The organism is Variovorax sp. MHTC-1 (genome assembly GCF_003984645.1).
Taxonomy (GTDB): Bacteria; Pseudomonadota; Gammaproteobacteria; order Burkholderiales; family Burkholderiaceae_C; genus Variovorax.
In genome coordinates this window covers 160,142-179,423 of sequence record NZ_RWKI01000007.1, presented here as the reverse complement: position 1 = coordinate 179,423, position 19,282 = coordinate 160,142, and the positions used below count along the sequence as shown (strand labels likewise).

At 68.8% G+C, this 19,282-nt stretch carries 12 protein-coding genes and 1 pseudogene; 5 read left to right on the top strand and 8 right to left on the bottom strand.

What is annotated here, in order from left to right; genetic code table 11:
- The first annotated feature begins 65 nt into the window (after positions 1 to 65).
- Positions 66 to 713 (top strand): GntR family transcriptional regulator, encoded by a 648-nt coding sequence (locus tag EJI01_RS14510; RefSeq protein ID WP_126837854.1) that lies wholly within the window; start codon positions 66 to 68, stop codon positions 711 to 713.
- Between the two features lie 24 nt (positions 714 to 737).
- Here EJI01_RS14510 and dusA read toward each other — a convergent pair whose 3' ends face one another.
- The 3 genes from dusA to EJI01_RS14500 form a co-directional block, all read right to left on the bottom strand.
- Positions 738 to 1,727 carry a tRNA dihydrouridine(20/20a) synthase DusA gene (dusA, locus tag EJI01_RS14505; RefSeq protein ID WP_126837853.1) on the bottom strand — a complete coding sequence of 330 codons (990 nt, stop codon included), beginning with the start codon at positions 1,725 to 1,727 and terminating at the stop codon, positions 738 to 740.
- Between the two features lie 106 nt (positions 1,728 to 1,833).
- A complete protein-coding gene (locus tag EJI01_RS28775) occupies positions 1,834 to 1,986 on the bottom strand; it encodes a hypothetical protein (RefSeq protein ID WP_185878924.1) in 153 nt (50 codons plus the stop codon).
- Positions 1,987 to 2,093: 107 nt separating this feature from the next.
- A complete protein-coding gene (locus EJI01_RS14500; RefSeq protein WP_126837852.1) occupies positions 2,094 to 3,074 on the bottom strand; it encodes a LysR family transcriptional regulator in 981 nt (326 codons plus the stop codon).
- A gap of 92 nt (positions 3,075 to 3,166) precedes the next feature.
- Here EJI01_RS14500 and EJI01_RS14495 point away from each other — a divergent pair, with 92 nt between their 5' ends.
- Positions 3,167 to 4,522, top strand: coding sequence for an aspartate aminotransferase family protein (locus tag EJI01_RS14495; protein WP_126837851.1), 1,356 nt, complete (start codon positions 3,167 to 3,169; stop codon positions 4,520 to 4,522).
- Positions 4,523 to 4,540: 18 nt separating this feature from the next.
- Here EJI01_RS14495 and EJI01_RS14490 read toward each other — a convergent pair.
- From EJI01_RS14490 to EJI01_RS14475, 4 genes and pseudogenes are all read right to left on the bottom strand, one after another.
- A pseudogene (locus tag EJI01_RS14490) lies at positions 4,541 to 6,710 on the bottom strand (alpha/beta hydrolase domain-containing protein).
- A 36-nt stretch (positions 6,711 to 6,746) separates the two neighbouring features.
- Positions 6,747 to 7,712 (bottom strand): Bug family tripartite tricarboxylate transporter substrate binding protein, encoded by a 966-nt coding sequence (locus tag EJI01_RS14485; RefSeq protein ID WP_185878923.1) that lies wholly within the window; start codon positions 7,710 to 7,712, stop codon positions 6,747 to 6,749.
- Positions 7,713 to 7,750: 38 nt separating this feature from the next.
- Complete coding sequence (locus EJI01_RS14480; protein ID WP_126837850.1) at positions 7,751 to 8,116, bottom strand: hypothetical protein; 366 nt, start codon at positions 8,114 to 8,116, stop codon at positions 7,751 to 7,753.
- Entirely contained in the window at positions 8,113 to 9,492 is a 1,380-nt protein-coding gene (locus EJI01_RS14475) for an acyclic terpene utilization AtuA family protein (RefSeq protein ID WP_126837849.1), read from the bottom strand. Before EJI01_RS14475 ends, EJI01_RS14480 begins: the two co-directional genes overlap by 4 nt.
- Positions 9,493 to 9,583: 91 nt before the next feature.
- Between EJI01_RS14475 and EJI01_RS14470 the strand changes: the two genes are divergently transcribed.
- On the top strand, positions 9,584 to 10,495 hold the full coding sequence (locus EJI01_RS14470; protein ID WP_126837848.1) for a LysR family transcriptional regulator: 912 nt from the start codon (positions 9,584 to 9,586) through the stop codon (positions 10,493 to 10,495).
- 63 nt (positions 10,496 to 10,558) lie between these two features.
- Positions 10,559 to 11,089: a dual specificity protein phosphatase family protein gene (locus EJI01_RS14465; RefSeq protein WP_126837847.1), complete on the top strand. Its 531-nt coding sequence runs from the start codon at positions 10,559 to 10,561 to the stop codon at positions 11,087 to 11,089.
- Between the two features lie 176 nt (positions 11,090 to 11,265).
- Here EJI01_RS14465 and EJI01_RS14460 read toward each other — a convergent pair whose 3' ends face one another.
- Positions 11,266 to 14,763, bottom strand: a complete 3,498-nt coding sequence (locus EJI01_RS14460) for an indolepyruvate ferredoxin oxidoreductase family protein (protein WP_126837846.1) — start codon at positions 14,761 to 14,763, stop codon at positions 11,266 to 11,268.
- Between the two features lie 147 nt (positions 14,764 to 14,910).
- Here EJI01_RS14460 and EJI01_RS14455 point away from each other — a divergent pair, with 147 nt between their 5' ends.
- The gene (locus tag EJI01_RS14455; protein ID WP_126837845.1) at positions 14,911 to 19,281 is read left to right on the top strand and encodes a DEAD/DEAH box helicase; all 4,371 of its coding nucleotides are present in this window, start codon (positions 14,911 to 14,913) and stop codon (positions 19,279 to 19,281) included.
- Position 19,282: the final 1 nt, after the last annotated feature.

The following is a 19,282-nucleotide window of genomic DNA, read 5'->3' as shown; positions in this document are numbered from 1 at the left end:
TCAAGGCGAGTCTAACCCATCTGTAATTATTAATTCAGAGTCCGTACTTGCGGTACATTCCGGGCATGTCCGCCCTCACCCTCACCCCGCGCGCCCTCTACGAAGAGGTGGCGGAGCTGCTGCGCCAGCGCATCTTCAACCGCGAGCTCGAGCCCGGCAGCTGGATCGACGAGCTCAAGCTGGCGGAGGAATACGGCATCAGCCGCACGCCGCTGCGGGAGGCGCTGAAGGTGCTGGCGGCCGAAGGCCTGGTCACGATGAAGGTGCGGCGCGGCGCCTATGTAACCGAGGTGTCGGAGAAGGATCTGGCGGACGTCTATCACCTGCTGAGCCTGCTCGAAAGCGATGCCGCCTGCGTGGTGGCCGAGCACGTTTCCGAGGCGCAGATGGCCGAGCTGGAAGCGCTGCACGCCGAACTCGAAGCCGCTGCCGCCCCCGGCAAGGTGGACCGCGCCCACTTCTTCGCCGTCAACGAGCGCTTCCACATGCGGCTGCTTGCGATCGCCGACAACCGCTGGCGCGACCAGATGGTGGCCGACCTGCGCAAGGTGATGAAGCTCAACCGGCACAACTCGCTGTTGAAGTCCGGCCGCATCGCCGAGTCGTTGAAGGAGCACCGCGCGATCATGGCCGCGCTCAAGGCGCGCGACCCTGCCGGCGCGATGGCGCGCATGCAGCAGCACTTCAAGAATGGGCTCGAAGCCGCGACCTGAAGCGCGCGGCTGATGGCGGCCTGATCAGGCCGCCTGCGCCACCGGCTCGTGCGCGAGCGCCATCACCTCGTATGGCGTCAGCGCCTTGAGCTTGTGGTCGCTCCACACCTGCCGCCAGCGGCGCGCACCCGCGAGACCGTTGCGCAGGCCCAGCATGTGGCGTGCGATGTTCGACCATGGCGTGCCGTGCTCGGCCGCCTCGCGCGCCATGTAGTCGCACATCTTGAGCTCGACCTCTTCGCGCGTGAGCGTAAAAGGCGCTTCCTCGTAGAAGACCGCGTCCCATTCGCTGAGCCACCACGGGTTGTGATAGGCCTCGCGCCCGATCATCACGCCGTCGAGCAGGCGCAAGTGCGCGTGCATCTGCGCGCTGTCGTCGAAGCCGCCGTTGATCGAGAACATGAGCTCGGGAAAGTCGTGCTTCAGCCGGTGCACGAGCTCGTAGCGCAGCGGCGGCACTTCGCGGTTCTGCTTGGGCGACAGGCCCTTGAGCCAGGCGTTGCGCGCGTGAACGATGAAGGTGCGGCAGCCCGCCTCGCTGACCGCGCCGACGAAATCGCGCACGAACTCGTAGCTCTCGGTCTTGTCGATGCCGATGCGGTGCTTGACGGTGACCGGCACCTTCACCACGTCGACCATCGCCTTCACGCAGTCGGCCACCAGCTGCGGCTCGTTCATCAGGCAGGCGCCGAAAGCGCCGCGCTGCACGCGCTCGCTCGGGCAGCCGCAATTGAGGTTGATCTCGTCGTAGCCCCAGTCCTCGCCGAGCCTGGCGCAATGCGCGAGCTCGCCCGGCTCGCTGCCGCCGAGCTGCAGCGCGACCGAATGCTCCTCGGCATTGAAACGAAGATGGCGCGGCACGTCGCCATGCACCAGCGCGCCGGTCGTGACCATCTCGGTGTAGAGCAAGGCGCGGCGCGTCAGCAGCCGGTGGAAGTAGCGGCAGTGACGGTCGGTCCAGTCCATCATTGGCGCCACGCTGACACGGCACATCGGATAAGTAGTTGATTTCATAGCGAGAGCGTGGATTTTCCACGCATTCGCGGACCGAATGCAGTCGCCCTGGCTGGTCCGATGCCCCTGCGGGACCCGCCATGTCTGCCCCCTCGAGCGATGGCGATCAGAGCTTCGGCTTGACGAAGCCTGCTCCATTTTCGTCCGCGCCAGGCTCGCCTTCATCCGTGTGAGGATTGGCCGGCGCGTCGTTTGTCGGGAATTCCGGTTCGACCGGTAGCTGGATGGGATCGTCGGGCGGCAGTTTCGGATTGGTCATGGCGGCTTGCTCCTATGGCCCAACGCTACGACAGAGTACGCGTGCGATCTGTAGGAAGGAGACGTCGACTGCGCGAGCCTGTCGGCGCAGGCTGGCGATTCATCGGTTCAGGTCCGGAAAGCCTGTGGACCGGTTGCCTGGGGCGCATGCGCTGCCGCGAGACAGCCCTGAAAAGCCAGCACCGCGCGCGAGGGCTTGGGCGATCGCCGCAGCACGCTGACGAAGCGGCAGGCGTAATTGAAGTGCGCCGGCAGCACGGCCTTCATGAGGCCGCGCTGCTCGAAGGCCTGCGCGTAGTGGTCCGGCAGAAAGCCGAGAAAACGCCCAGAGAGGATCAGGGTCGCGATCGCCTCCTGGTCGAAGCCGGTGGCCTTGCGCGTGAGCTTCGCGCGATGGCTGAGCTGCATGTTGGGCGAGTGGTAGCCGAGCCCGGCGAAGTGATGCTCGCGCAGCCGCGCCCAGCTCAGCTTCGCATGGCTGCTGTCGAAGAGCGGATGCCCCGCGCCGCAGTACAGCAGCATCGTCTCGCCGAACAAGTCGGCGTAGACCAGGCTCTTCGACGTGCGGTGCGCCGGAATGATGCCGATCTGAAACTTGCCCTCCAGCACGCCCTGCTCGATGGCGCTGATCGAGCCCACGTGAACGCTCAGGCTCACCTCGGGTGCGAGCTGCGTGAAGCGCGCGATGGCCTCGCTGATGCGCGCCTGCGGGTTGCTCGCCGTCTTGTCGAACAGCGCCACTTCGAGCTGCCCGCCCATGCGGTTGTGGATGTCGTCGATGCTGCCGCGGAAGGCGTCCACCGAGGCGAGCAGGCGCAGCGTCTCGTCGTAGACGCGCTGCCCTTCCGCGGTGAGCGAAAAGCCGGCCCGTCCGCGCCGGCACAGCACCAGCCCGAGCCGGGTTTCGAGATCCTTCACATGCCGGCTCACGGTGGAGGTGCCGATGTTGAGCTCCAGCTCGGCGGCCGCCATGCCGCCGCACTCGGCCACGCTCTTGAACACCTTCAGCAGGCGCAGGTCCATGTCGCTCAGTTGGCCGAGCACGGCACGGTTCCTGGCGGCGCTTTCGCGCGGCGCTTTTACTTGCATGGATCGTCAAGTGAAGATTGATATTGCGCCATTCTCCACACTGAAGGCGGTGCGAACAATCGACGCACTCCCATCACCTTTCGGAAGCGCCCATGAGCACCGCATCGACCGCCCTCGAACCGAACCCTGCCCCGCGCACCGACGCCGCCTGGCTCGACGCGCACTGGATGCCCTACACCGGCAACCGCAACTTCAAGGCCGACCCGCGGATGATCGTGGAAGCCAAGGGCGCCTATTTCACCGATGGCGACGGCCGCAAGATCTTCGACGGCCTCTCGGGCCTGTGGTGTTCGGGCCTGGGCCACGGCCGCCCCGAGATCACCGAGGCAGTGAGCCGCCAGATCGCCAAGCTCGACTACGCGCCGGCGTTCCAGCACGGCCATCCGCTGTCTTTCGAGCTCGCCAACAAGCTCAAGGAACTGACGCCCGCCGGGCTCGACTACGTCTTCTTCACCGGATCGGGCTCCGAGGCCGCGGACACCTCGCTCAAGATGGCGCGCGCCTATTGGCGCACCAAGGGCCTCGCCGGCAAGACACGGCTGATCGGCCGCGAAAAGGGCTATCACGGCGTCAACTTCGGCGGCATCTCGGTCGGCGGCATCGGCGCGAACCGCAAGCTCTTCGGCCAGGGCGTGGAAGCGGCTCATCTGCCGCACACGCAGCTCGCATCCAACGCCTTCTCACGCGGCATGCCCGAGCACGGCGCCGAACTCGCCGAGCGCCTGCTCGACCTGATCGCGCTGCACGACGCCTCGAACATCGCGGCCGTGATCGTCGAGCCCTTCGCAGGATCGGCCGGCGTGGTGATCCCGCCGCGCGGCTATCTGCAGCGGCTGCGCGAGATCTGCACCGCCCACAACATCCTCCTGATCTTCGACGAGGTCATCACCGGCTTCGGCCGCTGCGGCGCGCTCACCGGCGCCGATGCCTTCGGCGTGGTGCCCGACATCATGAACGTGGCCAAGCAGGTCACCAACGGCGCGCAGCCGCTGGGCGCAGTGATCGCGAGCAAGGAGATCTACGACACCTTCATGGCCGCCGGCGGCCCCGACTACATGCTCGAGTTCCCGCACGGCTACACCTACTCGGCGCATCCGGTTGCCTGCGCGGCCGGCATCGCCGCGCTCGACGTGCTGCAAAAGGAAGACATGCCCGGCCGCGCGAAGGCGCTGGCGCCGCATTTCGAGAACGCGGTGCACAGCCTCAAGGGCAGCAAGCACGTGGCCGACATCCGCAACTTCGGCCTGGCCGCCGGCATCACGATCGCCGCTCTGCCGGGCGAGCCGGCACGCCGGCCCTACGAGATCGCGATGAACTGCTGGAAGAAGGGCTTCTACGTGCGCTACGGCGGCGACACCATCCAGCTCGCGCCGCCCTTCATCGCCGAGGAGGCCGAGATCGACCGCCTGGTCAATGCGCTGGGCGACGCGCTCGCAGAGACCGCCTGATCCGGCCGAGCGCTTCGCTCAAGGCAGCACCACGGTGTTTTGTGCCCGCTCGATTCTCCGGTCCGCGTCGCGCTGGAGCAGGAAGCGCTGGGCCACCAGGCTGTTGGCCGCGCCGGTTACCGCGGTCACGAAACCGGCCTGGTTGCCGTACAGCGATTCGATCGACGGCCGCGTGTCGCCGGCCGCGATGCGCGCCGCCCTCGGTCTTGTGGAAGGGAATGAAGCTGCCCGCCAGGTTCGCCAGGTCGACGATGCCCGGCGTCGCCACATAGTTGAACTCGATGCTGGTGCCGAGCGGCGCCTGCACGTCGACGTTGCGGATGCCGGCCTTGGCGAGGCCGGTGGCCGGGTCGACCTGCGGAACGAGGATTGCGTAGTCCTTGCCCATGTAGGACGGCGGAACCACCGTCGGGATGCCGGACTCGTCCTGCGGCCTGTACAGCGGGCCGTAGTCGAGCAGCGGAAAGCCGTTGTAGCGCGCAAGGTAGTTGAAGGCCGGGATCGCCGTCGGCGCGCCGCCGCCCGCGAGCGGCCAGGTTGCGCCCGCCATGATCGGGAAAGCCAGCCGATCGGGCCGCACCAGCGTGCCGTCGGCGACCTTCGGCACCTGGCTCGCAGGCGGCTCGAGATTCTTCACGACCCAATCCTCGAGATCGACGAACAGGGCACGGAAGGTATCGGCATGGTCCGTCATCGAACCGATCGGATACACCGCCGATGCCGGATTGAAGTTGATCCCGGTCGCCAGCCCACCCGTGCCGCTGCCGTGCTGCGTGCTCGCGTAGTAGTAGATGCGCGCGTTGGCCGGTTGCACGAGGTCCGAGCCGCCGAGTGCATCGGTCAGCACCGGCGAGCCTTGCAGTTGCCAGAACTCCGTGCCCGAGAGTCCGAGGAAGAACTTCGGACAGGTGGCGGTTTCGGTACAGCGCTTCATCACGCCGCCCGTGCGACCCGAGATCGCGTCGGCGTAGTCGGCCGCGAGCCCGCGCGGCGCGGTCTGGCCGAAGGCGCGGTGATCGGTGCGCAAGCCCCCGCCGCCGCCGGGCACCGCGAAGCGCGTGTTGATGTTGGTCTGACGCGCCGCGACATGCGCGTAGATGCCCTCGAAGACCTGTCCGCCGTCGAGCCGCTGATTGAAGCCCAGGTGCAGGAAGGTCTTCATCGCATTGCCCGATTGCGAGGTGCCCTGCCCGATCGCATGGCTGATCTTGCCGGCGATCGGATTCGGGGTGCCGGCCGAATCGGCCTGCTGGGTCCGGAAGAAGGCGATCGTGTCGCGCAGCGCCGCGAGGCCCACGCCCATCACCTTGGGATCCTTCGCGACGTACTGGAGCTCGTACAGCGTGTTCGGCTGGAAGCCGCCTTTCAGGCAGATGCGTGCGGGATCCGCTTGGCCGGGAAACGGGTTGTCGACAGCGTTGCAGTTTGCGAATTTCCAGTCCCCGGCGGGGATCGCAATGCGCGGGTCGGTTTCGTTCACGCGGCGAGTCAGCAGATAGCCGGGTTGCGTGTTGTCGAGGCTCGCGGGCGCATACGGAACCATCGTGCCGTTGAACACACCGCCGGGCAGGCTGAGCGAAGGCGCAGGTGCCGAGGTCAGCAGCTCGGTGGCGTAGGGCCCGGTGATCGACGAACCGTCCTTGTTCTTCGCGACCGGCGCCGTGACCGTCAAACGCTGCGGCGAGCTCTTCGGAACGTCGCCTTGCCAGGCCGAGAACATCCACACGTAGCCGCGCTCGAAGAACACGGCGTCGCTCGGGTTGGCCGTGAGATTCGGCATCGTCAGGATGTTGCCGCGGTTCGGCGCGTCGTAGCGCAGCACACCGCTGGCCTTGCTCATGTCCTTGGGCTTGAGCATTACGAAATCGGCGCTGTACTCGACCATGCCGCGCCCATTGACCGGCGCGAGATCCAGGTCCTGGATCACGGCATTCTTCGGGTCCTTCGGATCGACCTCGCCGCTGATGGTGCCGGTGAGCCGCTCGTAGCTGCCGACGCTGCCGAAGCTGCCCGGCATGTCGGTGGTGGCGCTGATCGTCAGCTTCATCTGCGGCGCCGCGGATGCGGACGCCGGCGGCGCAACGATGCCGCCGCCATTCCCACCACCACCGCCACAGGCCAGTGTCATCACTGCCGCGAGCACGGCTGCGCACAGGACGCGGCAGCGCCCAGTGTTTGTTGTCTGCATTTTTGTCTCCTTGGCTGCCTCTTCGGACAGCGGCGCTTACTCGGCCTCGATGCCCGCCGCCTTGATGATGCGGCCCCATTTCTGCGACTCGGCGGCCTGGAACTTCGCGAGGTCCTCGGGCGAGGTGGTGAACACTTCGGTGCCGCTCGGCTCATAGAAGGAGGTCTTCGACGCCTCGCTCTTGGCCGCCTTCACCAGCAGTTCGTTGAGCCGCTTGACCACCGCCGGCGGGGTCTTCGCGGGCGCGTAGGCCGCGAACCAGTAGCCCATCTCGTAGCCCTTGACGCCGGCCTCGGCGATGGTCGGAACCTCCGGCGCCAGCGGCGAGCGCTGCGCGCCCGAAACACCGAGCGCGCGCAGCTTGCCGGCCTTGACCTGCGGCAGGCCGGTCGCGGTGTCGGTGATCATCATGTCGATCTGGCCGCCCAGGAGGTCGGTCACCGCGAGCGGGTTGCTCTTATAGGGCACGTGCAGCAGCTTGATGCCGGCCAACTGCTGCAGCAGCTCGCCGGCCATGCGGCTCGAGGAGCTGCCGCTGCCGAAACTCAGCTTGCCGGGCTCCTTCTTCGCGAGCGCGACGAACTCGGCCACCGTCTTGGCCGGCGAGTTCGGATTCACCACCATGATCTGGCCGCCCTTGCCCAAGGCGGCGACTGGGCTGAAGTCCTTCACCGGGTCGTAGGGCAGCTTCTTGAACAGGTGCTCGTTGGCGGCATGCGTGGTGTTGGTGGTGATCAGCACCGTGTAGCCGTCGGCCGGCGCCTTCGCGACCTGCTGCGAGGCGATGAAGCCGCTGGCGCCAGCCTTGTTGTCGATCACCACCGGCTGCTTGGTCTCCGCTGTCACCCCGTTGCCGAGCGCTCGCGCGATCTGGTCTGTCGCGCTGCCGGCGGCGAAAGGCACGACGAAGGTGATGGGCTTGTCGGGAAAGGTCTGCGCCGCTGCGGCGCCGGCGGCCAGCAGCGCGGCCAAGGCGAGCGTCGGGGATTGAAAGCGAATCATGATGTTGTGTCTCCTGGATGAATGAACGAATGGGGAAGTCAGGTGCCAGGCGGGCCGGCCAGGCGATGTGCGAGCGAGACGGGCACCTCGATGGGCATGTCCAGCAGCAGGAAGGACAGCGCCTTGCCGTGCGCGTCGAGGTTGAGCGCATCGTTGACGCCGCCGTCCAGCACGTCGTCGAGCACGAAGTTCATCGCGTGCAGCTTCGGCAGCAGGAAGCGCTGCACGCGGCTCGGTTGCCGGTGGCCGAACTGCGCGGCCACGGCCTCGGGCGTGAGCTGCGCGACCAGCAAGGGATAGAGCTCCGGATGCCAGGCGATCACGCTGATGTTGGAGCGGTTGCCCTTGTCGCCGGTGCGGCCGTGGGCGGCCCGGAAGAGCGCGACTTTGTGCACTTGCGTCATGCCGCCTCCACGATCTCGAAGCGCACCGGCACCAGCGCCCGCGGCAGCAGGCACGAGCGCGTGTTGAGCCGCGGCGTTAGCGCGGTGCGCACGCCGCCGCCTCCGGCCGGGCCGCAGGTGTAGAGCGCCATCACCTCGCGCGTGAGCCGCTCGGCTTCGCCGCGGTCCTCGTGCGTGGCGGCCACGCGCAGCCGCACGTCGCGCGTGCCGCTCTCGGCCACGGCGTCGAGCATGAGGCCGGCGTCGTCCGCGAAGATGCTGATCGCGCCGATCAGGTCGACCCGCAGCGCGAGGCCCGCGAGCCGCTTGCGCAGGATGTCGGCGGCCAGCCGCGCCCGCGCCTCGGCGCGCGCGCCGGCGTAGGAGATCTCGCCTTCGGCCAGCCAGCCGCCCTCGTAGCAGACGTTGACCTTGTAGTCGGCGGGCCGCGCATGGCCGCGCACGCCGTCCAGTGCGACGCGGTCGGGCCCGGCGGCGCTCACCTCGGCTTCGCCGATGTCGGCCACCACGTCGGGCGTCAGGTAGGCGGCCGGGTCGTGCACCTCGTAAAGCAGCTGCTCCTTGACCGTGGCCTCGCTGAGCAGGCCGCCCGTGGCATCGGCCTTGCCGATGATGCAGCGGCCCTCGCCGTCGATCTCGGCGATCGGAAAGCCGATCGCCTCCAGGCCCGGCACCTCCTTGTAGCCGGGATCGGCGAAGTAGCCACCGCAGACCTGGGCGCCGCATTCGAGCAGATGGCCGGCCATGGTGGCGCGTGCGAGCCGGTCCCAGTCGTCGGCACGCCAGCCGAAATGCGACATGGCCGGGCCCACCGTCAGCGACGGGTCGGCGACGCGCCCGCACACCACGATCTGCGCGCCGGCATCGAGCGCCGCGCCGATCGGCTCGGCGCCGATGTAGGCGTTGGCGCTGACCAGGCGCATGCGGTCCATCTCGGCGCCCAGCTGTTGACGCAGCAGCGCGCGCTGCGCGGGCGCCGACAGGTCGTCGCCCTCCACCACCGCAATGCGCGGCGCGGGCGTGCCGAGCTCGCGCGCCATGCGGGCGATGTGGCGGGCGGCGGCACGCGGATTCGCCGCACCGAAGTTGCTGACGATGCGAATGCCGTGCGCCAGACAGCGCGCAAGCACCGGGCGCAGCATCGCGTCGAGCAGCGGCTCGAAGCCCGCTTCGGGATCGGCGCGCCGGCGCAACTGCGCCAGCGCCAGCGTTCGCTCGGCCAGGGTTTCGAAGATCAGGAAAGCGCGCTGCTCCGCGGGGCCCTGCTGCAGGCGCGCGATCAGCGTGTCCACCACCGGCCCGGCGGCATCGGTGCGGTCACCCGAAAAGCCGGCCGCACAGCCGACAAGCAGGGGGGAAGCGGGCAAGTTGCTCATGTCTACGATATCGTGGTGCGACCGAATGTAGGTTGTGAGACTTCATCCGTACAATCGAAAGTTTGGATGGATTCATTCACGAATCGAATCAATGGCATCACCGGACCTTTCCGCCCGGCAGCTGCGCGCCTTTCTCGCGCTCGCCGATCTGCGCCACTTCACGCGGGCTGCCGAGGCCTGCCATCTCTCCCAGCCGGCCTTCAGCACCCTGGTTCGCGCGCTCGAGGAATCGGTGGGCGCGCGCCTGTTCGACCGCAACACGCGCAGCGTGCAGCTGACGCCCGAGGGCCGGCTGTTCGAGCCCTCTGCGCGCCGCCTGCTCGCCGACATGGGCCGTGCGCTGGGCGACCTGGGCGACCACGTGGAGCGGCGCAAGGGGCGCGTGCACATCGCGGCCCTGCCCTCGCTCGCGGCAGGCTGGCTGCCGGCGCTGTTCGCGGAGTTCCACCAGACCTGGCCGGGCATCGAGCTGGTCTTGAGCGACCAGCTGTCAGATGCCTGCATCGACCTGGTGCGCGGCGGCCAGGCCGATTTCGCGCTGGCCTCGGGCGGCACGCGCGTCGCGGATGCGGCCGAGCTGCGCACGCGCGTGCTGTGCACCGATCGCTTTCACCTCGTTTGCCGAGCCGACCACCCGCTGGCTTCCGAGCCGCGGCTGACGCTGCGCAAGCTCGCGCCCTGGCCCTTCATCCACATGACGCGCAACAGCAGCGTGCGGCAGGCGCTTGAGGCGGCGCTGCATCCGCTGGCCATGAACACCGTGCTCGAGGTCGAGCAGCTCGCCACCGTGATGGGCATGGTCGAGGCGGGCCTCGGCATCAGCGTCGTCCCGACGCTCACGCTCTACCAGTTCCGGCGCGAGACGATCGCGACCCGGCCGCTTCCGATGCCCCAGCTCACGCGCCGGATCTACCTCGTGCAGCGTCGCGAAGGCAGCCTCTCGGCGGCGGCGCGGGCGCTGCACGACATGGTGGTGGCGCGGCTGGGGTCGCTGTCAGTCTAGCGAGGCGATCTCTTTCAACAACGCCCTACGCGAACGCCGGCCAGAAGGCGCTAGGTTTCGTCCATGGACACCTGGCAACCGAACTTCAGCTGGATCACCGATCTGCTCGCCGTCGGCGGCAGCTTCCCTTACGACTCCGCGGAGCAGCTCGCGCGCGAGCATCGCATCCAGGCCGTGATCGACCTGCGCGGCGAAGCGATTCCCGATCCGCATGTGCTGCGCCGGCACGGCATCGCGCTGCTGCACCTGCCCACCGAGGACATGTGCGGCGTACGGATGGGGGACGTCGAGCACGGCATCCGCTTCGCGAACGAGTTCCTCGACGCGGGGCAGCGCGTGCTCATCCATTGCGAATACGGCATCGGCCGTTCCGCCACGCTGGCGCTGTGCCTGCTGGTGCACCGCGGCCATGCGCCGCTCGAGGCGCTCGAACTGATGAAGAAACAGCGCCCCATCGTGGCGCCCTCGCCGCCGCAGTTCGCCTGCTGGACGGCGTGGCTCGACGACTATCGCTTCTCCCGTGACGACGTCGACTGGACATTGCCGAGCTTCGACGATTTCAAGACGCTGGCCTACGGCCGTCGGCCACGCTGACAGGCAAAAAAAGGCCCGCACGAAGCGGGCCGAATGATTGCGGTCAGCAATCCCCCAGAGAACCTGGTCGCAGTGTCGGCGCAACCGGCCCGAGTGCCGCGTGAAGGATTCGGCAAAAACCGCAGGCATCGATGGCGGCGGCCGGTTCGGCCGCGCGCCTGCGGAATATTTCGCGCTCAGGCCATCCTCAAGGCAGGCGCAGCGCGGCCGTGCGGCGCGCCATCCAGCGCCGCAGCCAGGTCCTTCCGGTAGCTGCGGATGCTCTCGTCCTTGATGTGGCCGTAGCCGCGGATCTTCTCCGCTAGGCCGGCGATGCGCGTCGCGTCCGCCAGCCGATCCGCGCTCAAGCCCTCGAGCAGTCGCTCCACGAGTTGGCGGTACTCGGCGATCAGCTGCCGCTCCTGCCTGCGTTCTGCCGTGTAGCCGAAGGGATCGAAAGGCGTGCCGCGCAGCCGGCGCAGCGCGCCGAGCGCCTTGAACATCGCCAGCATCCATTGGCCGTAGGCGCGCTTCGTCGGCACGCCCTGCGCATTCCGCTTCGCGAACCAGGTCGGCGCGAGATTGAACTGAAGCCGGAAATCGCCTTCGAATTGCGCGCGCAGATCGGCCAGGAACTCCGGTCGCGCGTACAGGCGGGCCACTTCGTACTCGTCCTTGTAGGCCATGAGCTTGAAGAGGTTGCAGGCCACGGCGTCCGTCAGGCGCAGCTTCCGGGCCTCGGGCGCGGCCGCGCGCTCGGCGGCCTCGACCCGCCGCACGAAATCCAGGTAGCGCTTCGCGTACGACGCGCTCTGGTAGTCCTCGAGAAAGCGCACGCGGGTCTCGATGAGCTTCTCCAGGCCTTGCGGCCGCATCAGCTGCACCACGGTCCCTTCGCGGCCCGACAGCTTCGCCTTCCAGGCCGGATCGTGTGCCGCCAGGCGCCCGGCAGCAAAGGCCTTCTTGTTGGCCTCGACGGCGACCCCGTTGAGTTCGACGGCCCGCGTCAGCGCATCGAGCCCGATCGGCACGCCGCCGCGCTGCCAGGCAAAGCCGAGCAGCAGCATGTTGGCGCCGATCGCATCGCCGAGCAGGGCCTTGGCAGCGTCGTGCGCATCCAGGGCCTGGACCTGGGCTTCGCCGGCAGCGGCCCGGAACTTCTGCAGCAGGGCTTCGTGGCGGAAAGGGAGATCCGGCGAACGCGTGAACTCTGCCAGCGTCTGCAGGTGGGAGTTGACGATGACCTGGGTGCCGCCCTCCTTCACCGTGCCCAGGACGTCCGGCTGCGCCCCCACCACCATGTCGGCCACGATCAGCGTGCGCGCGCGCTGCGGCTGAACTCGCACCGCATGCAGGAGCTCCGGCCGGCCCGCGATCCGGATATGGCTCACCACCGAGCCGCCCTTCTGCGCCAGCGCGGTGAAGTCCAGCACGGAGGCGCCCTTGCCCTCCAGGTGCGCCGCCATCGTGACCAGCGCGCCGACGGTGATCACGCCCGTACCGCCGACGCCGGCGACCAGCATGTCGAAAGGCCTGTCGGCCTCCGGCAGCACGGGCAGCGGCAGCGCCCCGGCGAGCGCATGCAGGTCCGGCGCGGGCGACAGGGCGGTGCTGCTCTTGCGTACCTCGCCGCCGAGCACGGTTACGAAGCTCGGGCAGAAGCCTTCGGCGCAGGAATAGTCCTTGTTGCAACTCGATTGCTCGATCTGCCGCTTGCGCCCGAACTCGGTTTCGAGCGGCGCGACCGAGAAGCAGTTGGACTGCACGCCGCAATCGCCGCAGCCTTCGCACACCGCGGCGTTGATGAACATGCGCTTGGCCGGATCGGGATAGGTCTTCTTCTTGCGCCGGCGCCGCTTTTCCGCCGCGCAGGTCTGGTCGTAGACCAGCACCGTGACGCCGGCGATCTCGCGCAGCTCGCGCTGGACCGCGTCCAGGTCGCGGCGGTGGTGCACCTTCACGCCGTCCGGGAGCCGCACGCCGCGGTAGGCCTCCGGGTTGTCGGTGACCACGACCACGCGCTTCGCGCCTTCGCTCGCGACCTGGGTGCAGATCTGCGGCACGGAGATGCTGCCGTCGACCGGCTGGCCGCCGGTCATCGCGACGGCGTCGTTGAACAGGATCTTGTAGGTGATATTTGCGCCGCTCGCGATCGCCTGACGCAGCGCCAGGTAGCCCGAATGGAAATACGTGCCCTCGCCCATGTTCTGGAAAATGTGTGGCATCGCGGTGAAGGGCGCATGGCCCAGCCAGTCGGCGCCCTCGCCGCCCATCTGCGTGAGGCCGCCGGTGCTGCGGTCCATCCAGCTCGCCATGTAGTGGCAGCCGACGCCGGCAAGGGCCTTGCTTCCTTCCGGCACCTTGGTCGACGAGCTGTGCGGGCAGCCCGAGCAGAAGTAAGGCAGCCGGCGCATGCCGTCCGACTCGTTCGACAGCAGGGCGGGCTTCGCGAACAGGCCGGCGTCGATGCGCTCGGCGAGAGGGTCTTCGATCGATGCGAGCCAGGCGCGCAGGGCCGAGGCGATCGATGCCGGCCCCAGCTGCCCTACCCACGTCAGCAGCGGCCGGCCGGCCAGATCGTGCTTGCCGCACACGGTCGGCCGCAGCGCCTGGTTGAACACCAGCTCCTTCAGCTGCTGCTCGACCACCGAAGCCTTTTCCTCGATGACCAGCACGTGGCGCAGGCCGGCGCAGAAATCCTGCGCCCGCTGCGATTCGAGGGGGAAGCACAGGCCAGGCTTGTAGATGCGCAGGCCGATGCGCTGCATTACGGCTTCGTCGATGCCCGAGCGCTGCAGCACTTCCATCAGGTCATGGAAGGACTTGCCGACCACCACGATGCCCGCCGTCGCATCGGGCGCCGGCGCCACCAGCCGATCGATCGGGTTCAGCCGCGCGAAGGCCTTCAGCGCCTCCAGCCTCGCGGCCAGGCGTACTTCGATGGCCGGCGTCAGGAAGTCGTCGCTGCGGTAGGCCCGCGCCTCGGCGGCGCCGGGCGGCTCGTCGGGCGCGCTGAACTCGGGCAGCGGCGCCAACTCGATCGAACGCCCGCTCTCCACCGTTTCCGAGATCGCCTTGAACGCGACCCAGAGGCCGGCGTGCCGCGATGCGGCCCAGCCCCAGAGCCCGAAGGCGTCGTATTCGTCGACCGAGGCAGGGTGGACGATCGGCATGCCCCAGCCCATCAGCGACAGCTCGCTCGCATTCGGAATCGAGGACGAGACGGCCGCATGGTCGTCGCCGACCACCACCAGCACGCCGCCCTGGCGCGTCGTGCCCGCGGCATTGCCATGGCGCAGCGCATCGCCGGCCCGGTCGAGTCCGGGGCCCTTGCCGTACCACATGCCGAAGACGCCGTCGAAGCTGCGCTCTGCATCGGCACCCACCTGCTGGGTGCCCATCAGCGCCGTGGCGGCCAGGTCTTCATTGACTGCGGGCAGGAAGCGGACGTCGTGCGCCTCGAGATCGGCCTTGGCGCGCCAGAGCTCGACGTCCAGGCCGGCGAGCGGCGAGCCGCGGTAGCCGCTCACGAAGCCTGCCGTTTCGAGGCCATGCGCTTCGTCCCATTTGCGCTGCAGGAGCAGGAGCCGCACCAGCGCCTGCGTGCCGGTCAGGAACACCCGTCCGTGCAGCGCGCTGCGGTTGTCGGCGAGCCGGTAGCTCGTTGCCGAAACCGGCTCGGGGTCGCGTTTCATGTCGTCGTTCATGGTGCGCAAGAACAAATAGTAGTCTTGCCGCGCGTCAGCGGCATGGCTTCGCCGCGGAGCCTTTTTCTTGACTTGACATTCGCGACAAAGGCCCGCATTTCTCAGGACTGGCAGGCGGCCCCGTCGGCCGCTACGATGTTCGGTCTGCCCGTGTCCCTCAACCCCTTCCACCCCGCCGTCGGCGGCTGGTTCAGCCGCAGCTTCGCTGCGCCCACCGAGGCGCAGGCGGCGGCGTGGCCTGCGATCCGCGCGGGCCGCCACACCCTGGTCGCCGCGCCGACCGGGTCGGGCAAGACCCTGACGGCCTTCCTTGCCGCGCTGGATGGGCTGGTTCGCCAGGGCCTGAAGCCCGAGGGGCTTGCCGACGAAACCACGGTGGTCTACGTCTCGCCGTTGAAGGCGCTGTCCAACGACATTCACCTGAACCTGGAGACGCCGCTGGCGGGCATCCGCGCCGAGCTGGCCGCGCTGGGCCTGCCGGACGTCGACATCCGCAGCGCCGTGCGCACCGGCGATACGGCGCCTAGAGATCGCCAGCAGAACCTGCGCAAGCCGCCGCACATCCTCGTCACCACGCCGGAGTCGCTGTACGTGCTGCTGGGCTCGGCATCGGGCCGCAAGATGCTGTCGACCGTGCGCACCGTGATCGTGGACGAGATCCATGCGATCGCGGCCAGCAAGCGCGGCAGCCATCTGTCGTTGTCGCTCGAAAGGCTGCAATCGCTCTGCGAAAAGCCGCTGACGCGCATCGGCCTGTCCGCCACGCAGAAGCCGATCGACGAGGTCGCGCGTTTCCTGGTGGGTGCCGGTGCGGTGACCGATGGCGTCGCGCATTGCGAGATCGTCGATATCGGCTACGCCAAGGAGCGCGATCTCGCGCTCGAACTGCCGCCGGTTCCGCTCGGCGCGGTGATGTCGAACGAGCAGTGGGAACAGGTCTATTCGCGCGTCGCCGAGCTGGTGCACCTGCACAGGACGACGCTGGTCTTCGTCAACACCCGGCGCATGGCCGAGCGTGCGGCGCGGCATCTGGGCGAGCGCCTCGGCAAGGAAGCGGTGGCGGCCCATCACGGCAGCCTCGCGAAGGAGGCGCGCCTCGACGCGGAGCAGCGCCTCAAGCGCGGCGAGCTCAAGGTGCTGGTGGCGACCGCCTCGCTGGAGCTGGGCCTGGACATCGGCGATGTCGACCTGGTGTGCCAGCTGGGTTCGCCCCGGTCGATCGCCACCTTTCTGCAGCGCGCAGGGCGCTCGGGCCACGCGGTAGGCGGCACGCCGAAGGCGCGACTGTTTCCGCAGTCGCGCGACGAGCTGGTCGAGTGCGCGGCCCTGCTCGACTGCATCCGCCGCGGCGAGCTCGATGCCTTGCACGTGCTGCATGCGCCGCTCGATGTGCTGGCGCAGCAGATCGTGGCCGAGACCGCGAGCCGCGAATGGGACGAGGATGAATTGTTTGCGCTGCTGCGCCGCGCCTGGCCCTATGCGCAGCTGAAGCGCGAAGACTACGCCGCCGTGGTGCGCATGCTGTCCGAAGGCTTCGCCACCCGCAACGGACCGCGCGCCGGCTATGTGCATCGCGACGCGGTCCATCACCGCCTGCGCGAACGCAAGGGTGCGCGCCTGACCGCCCTCACCTCGGGCGGCACCATTCCCGAGACGGGCGACTACAGCGTGGTGCTCGAACCGCAAGCCCACAAGATCGGCACGGTGAACGAGGATTTCGCAGTCGAGAGCCTGGCCGGCGACGTGTTCCAGCTCGGCAACACCAGCTACCGCATCCTGCGCATCGAGCCGGGCCGCGTGCGCGTGGAAGATGCGCATGGCGCGGCGCCCAATATCCCATTCTGGCTCGGCGAGGCGCCGGGGCGCAGCGATGAGCTCTCCTTCGGCGTCTCACGGCTGCGCGAGGAAGTCGGTCAGCACATCGCCGCGAAGGGCACCGAGGCCGCGGTGCGCCGGCTGGCGCGCGACATGGGACTGCACGAGGAAGCCGCACGCCAGATCGTCGATCACCTCGCGCGCACCGTGGCCGCGCTGGGCGCGGTGCCGACGCAGGACCGAATCGTGATCGAGCGCTTCTTCGACGAATCGGGCGGCATGCAGCTGGTCATCCATTCGCCGTATGGAAGCCGTCTCAACCGCGCGTGGGGCCTGGCCCTGCGCAAGCGCTTCTGCCGCAAGTTCAACTTCGAGCTGCAGGCCGCGGCCACCGAGGATGCGATCGTGCTCTCGCTGTCCACCAGCCACAGCTTCCCGCTGCCGGAGGTGGCCCGCTACCTGCATTCGGCCACGGCGCTGGACGTGCTGGTGCAGGCGCTGCTGGACGCGCCGCTCTTCGGCGTGCGCTGGCGCTGGAACGCGACCACCGCGCTCGCGCTGCCGCGCTTCATCGGCGGGCGCAAGGTGGCGCCGCAGCTGCAGCGCATGAAGTCCGAAGACCTGCTGGCGTCCGTGTTCCCGGACCAGGTCGCCTGTGCCGAGAACCTCGCGGGCGAACGCGAGATTCCCGACCACCCGCTGGTCGCGCAGACCTTGGACGACTGCCTGCACGAGGCCATGGATGCCGACGGCTGGCTGCGCTTGCTGCGTCGCATCGAGGCGGGCGAAGTGACGGTCGACGCGCGCGATCTTCCCGCGCCCTCGCCGCTCGCCGCGGAAGTGCTGAACGCGCGGCCCTACGCCTACCTCGACGATGCGCCGCTGGAAGAGCGCCGCACACAGGCCGTGCAAAGCCGGCGCTACACCGATCCGGAGAGCGCCGACGACATGGGCCGGCTCGACCCGGAGGCCATCGACAGCGTGCGCGAGGAAGCCTGGCCCGGCCCTCGCAGTCCCGACGAGATGCACGAAGCGCTGAGCGGGCTCGGCGTGGTCAACGACGAAGACGTGGCCCGCGATGCCAACTGGAAGACATGGCTGGAGGCGCTCGCCGCAACAGGCCGCGCGACGCGCCTGTCGCCGGGCCTGTGGGTCGCGGCAGAACGCTTGGCGCTGGCCCGGGCGCTCTATCCCGGCGCCGCGATGCAGCCGCTCATCGAGGCACCGGCCGAATATGCGCAGGCCTCCGGGAGCCGCGACGAGCTGCTGCGCGAGCTGCTGCAATCGCGCCTGGCCGGCCTGGGCCCGGTCTCGGCGAACGAACTGGCGCAGCAGCTGCGGCTGCCGCTCTCCGATGTCGAAGCCGCGCTGCTAGACTTGCAGAGCGAAGGCCAGGTATTGCAAGGGCGCTTCACGCCCCAGGCCGACAGCCCCGAGTGGTGCGAGCGGCATCTGCTGGCACGCATCCACCGCTACACGCTCAAGCGACTGCGGCGCGAGATCGAACCGGTCGAGCCGCGCGACTTCGCGCGCTTCCTTTTCGAATGGCAGCACGTCGGTGCGGCCGCCCGTGTCAGCGGCCCGGAAGCCCTGGCCGGTGTGCTGGCCCAGCTGGAAGGCTACGAAGCGCCGGCCGCGCTGTGGGAGGCCGAGCTGCTGCCGGCGCGCGTCAACGACTACGCCAGCGCCTGGCTCGACGACCTGTGCACGGCAGGGCGTGTGCTGTGGACGCGGCTGCGGCCGTCCGCCAACGAGGGCCGCGGGGCGGGCGGTGCCGGCCAGTCGCTGCGCGCCACGCCGATCCTCCTGCTGCCGCGGCGCAGCGCAGCGCTCTGGAACGGGCTCGCGCCGGCGCCGGTCGACGACCCGGGACTGGGTTCGCGCGCGCAACGCGTGGCCGCCTGGCTGGGGGCCAACGGCGCGTCTTTCTTCGACGAGATCGCCGAGGGCGCGCGCATGCTCGGCACCGAGCTGGAAGATGCGTTGAGCGAACTTGTCGCGCGCGGCCGCGTGCGCTGCGACAGCTATGCCGGCCTGCGTGCCCTGCTGGTGCCGGCCTCGAAGCGTTCGTCGACGCACGCGCAGCAGCAGCGCCGGCGCCGCGCCGCGCTGTTCGGCATCGAGGACGCGGGCCGCTGGCTGTTGACGCGGCAACCGGGCTCTGCAAGGGCCGAAGAGACGCCACGCAGTCACGCGCCCGAATCGATCGAACAGGTTGCGCGCGTGCTGCTGCGCCGCTATGGCGTGGTGTGCTGGAGCGTGCTCGAACGCGAGGCCGCCTGGCTGCCGCCGTGGCGCGACCTGGTGCGCACCTACCGCCGGCTCGAAGCCCGCGGCGAGATCCGCGGCGGCCGCTTCATCGCAGGCCTGTCCGGCGAGCAGTTCGCACTGCCCGAGGCCATCGGACTCATGCGCCAGATGCGGCGCCGCCCGCCCGACGAGAGCCTGGTCTGCTTGTCGGCCTCGGATCCCGCCAACCTGCTCGGCACGGTCGTCCCGGGCACCAGGATTCCGCGGGTCGCCGGCTCACGCGTGCTGTACCGCGATGGCGTTCCGATCGCGACCAGCGTCGCGGACCAGATCGAGATCCTGGTGCCCATGAGCGCGGCGGAAGAGAACGCGGCGCGGCGTGAGCTTTCGTTGTCGCCGGCGCTGCGCTCCACGCATCGGGCGGCGGAAAGCTCGACCTGAA

Coding starts and splice junctions, on each gene's coding strand:
- EJI01_RS28775 (WP_185878924.1), bottom strand. CDS start 1,986: ATGACCAATCCGAAACTGCCGCCCGACGATCCCATCCAGCTACCGGTC.
- EJI01_RS14500 (WP_126837852.1), bottom strand. CDS start 3,074: ATGCAAGTAAAAGCGCCGCGCGAAAGCGCCGCCAGGAACCGTGCCGTG.
- EJI01_RS14465 (WP_126837847.1), top strand. CDS start 10,559: ATGGACACCTGGCAACCGAACTTCAGCTGGATCACCGATCTGCTCGCC.
- EJI01_RS14480 (WP_126837850.1), bottom strand. CDS start 8,116: ATGACGCAAGTGCACAAAGTCGCGCTCTTCCGGGCCGCCCACGGCCGC.
- EJI01_RS14495 (WP_126837851.1), top strand. CDS start 3,167: ATGAGCACCGCATCGACCGCCCTCGAACCGAACCCTGCCCCGCGCACC.
- EJI01_RS14455 (WP_126837845.1), top strand. CDS start 14,911: ATGTTCGGTCTGCCCGTGTCCCTCAACCCCTTCCACCCCGCCGTCGGC.
- EJI01_RS14510 (WP_126837854.1), top strand. CDS start 66: ATGTCCGCCCTCACCCTCACCCCGCGCGCCCTCTACGAAGAGGTGGCG.
- EJI01_RS14470 (WP_126837848.1), top strand. CDS start 9,584: ATGGCATCACCGGACCTTTCCGCCCGGCAGCTGCGCGCCTTTCTCGCG.
- dusA (WP_126837853.1), bottom strand. CDS start 1,727: ATGAAATCAACTACTTATCCGATGTGCCGTGTCAGCGTGGCGCCAATG.
- EJI01_RS14485 (WP_185878923.1), bottom strand. CDS start 7,712: ATGATTCGCTTTCAATCCCCGACGCTCGCCTTGGCCGCGCTGCTGGCC.
- EJI01_RS14460 (WP_126837846.1), bottom strand. CDS start 14,763: ATGAAACGCGACCCCGAGCCGGTTTCGGCAACGAGCTACCGGCTCGCC.
- EJI01_RS14475 (WP_126837849.1), bottom strand. CDS start 9,492: ATGAGCAACTTGCCCGCTTCCCCCCTGCTTGTCGGCTGTGCGGCCGGC.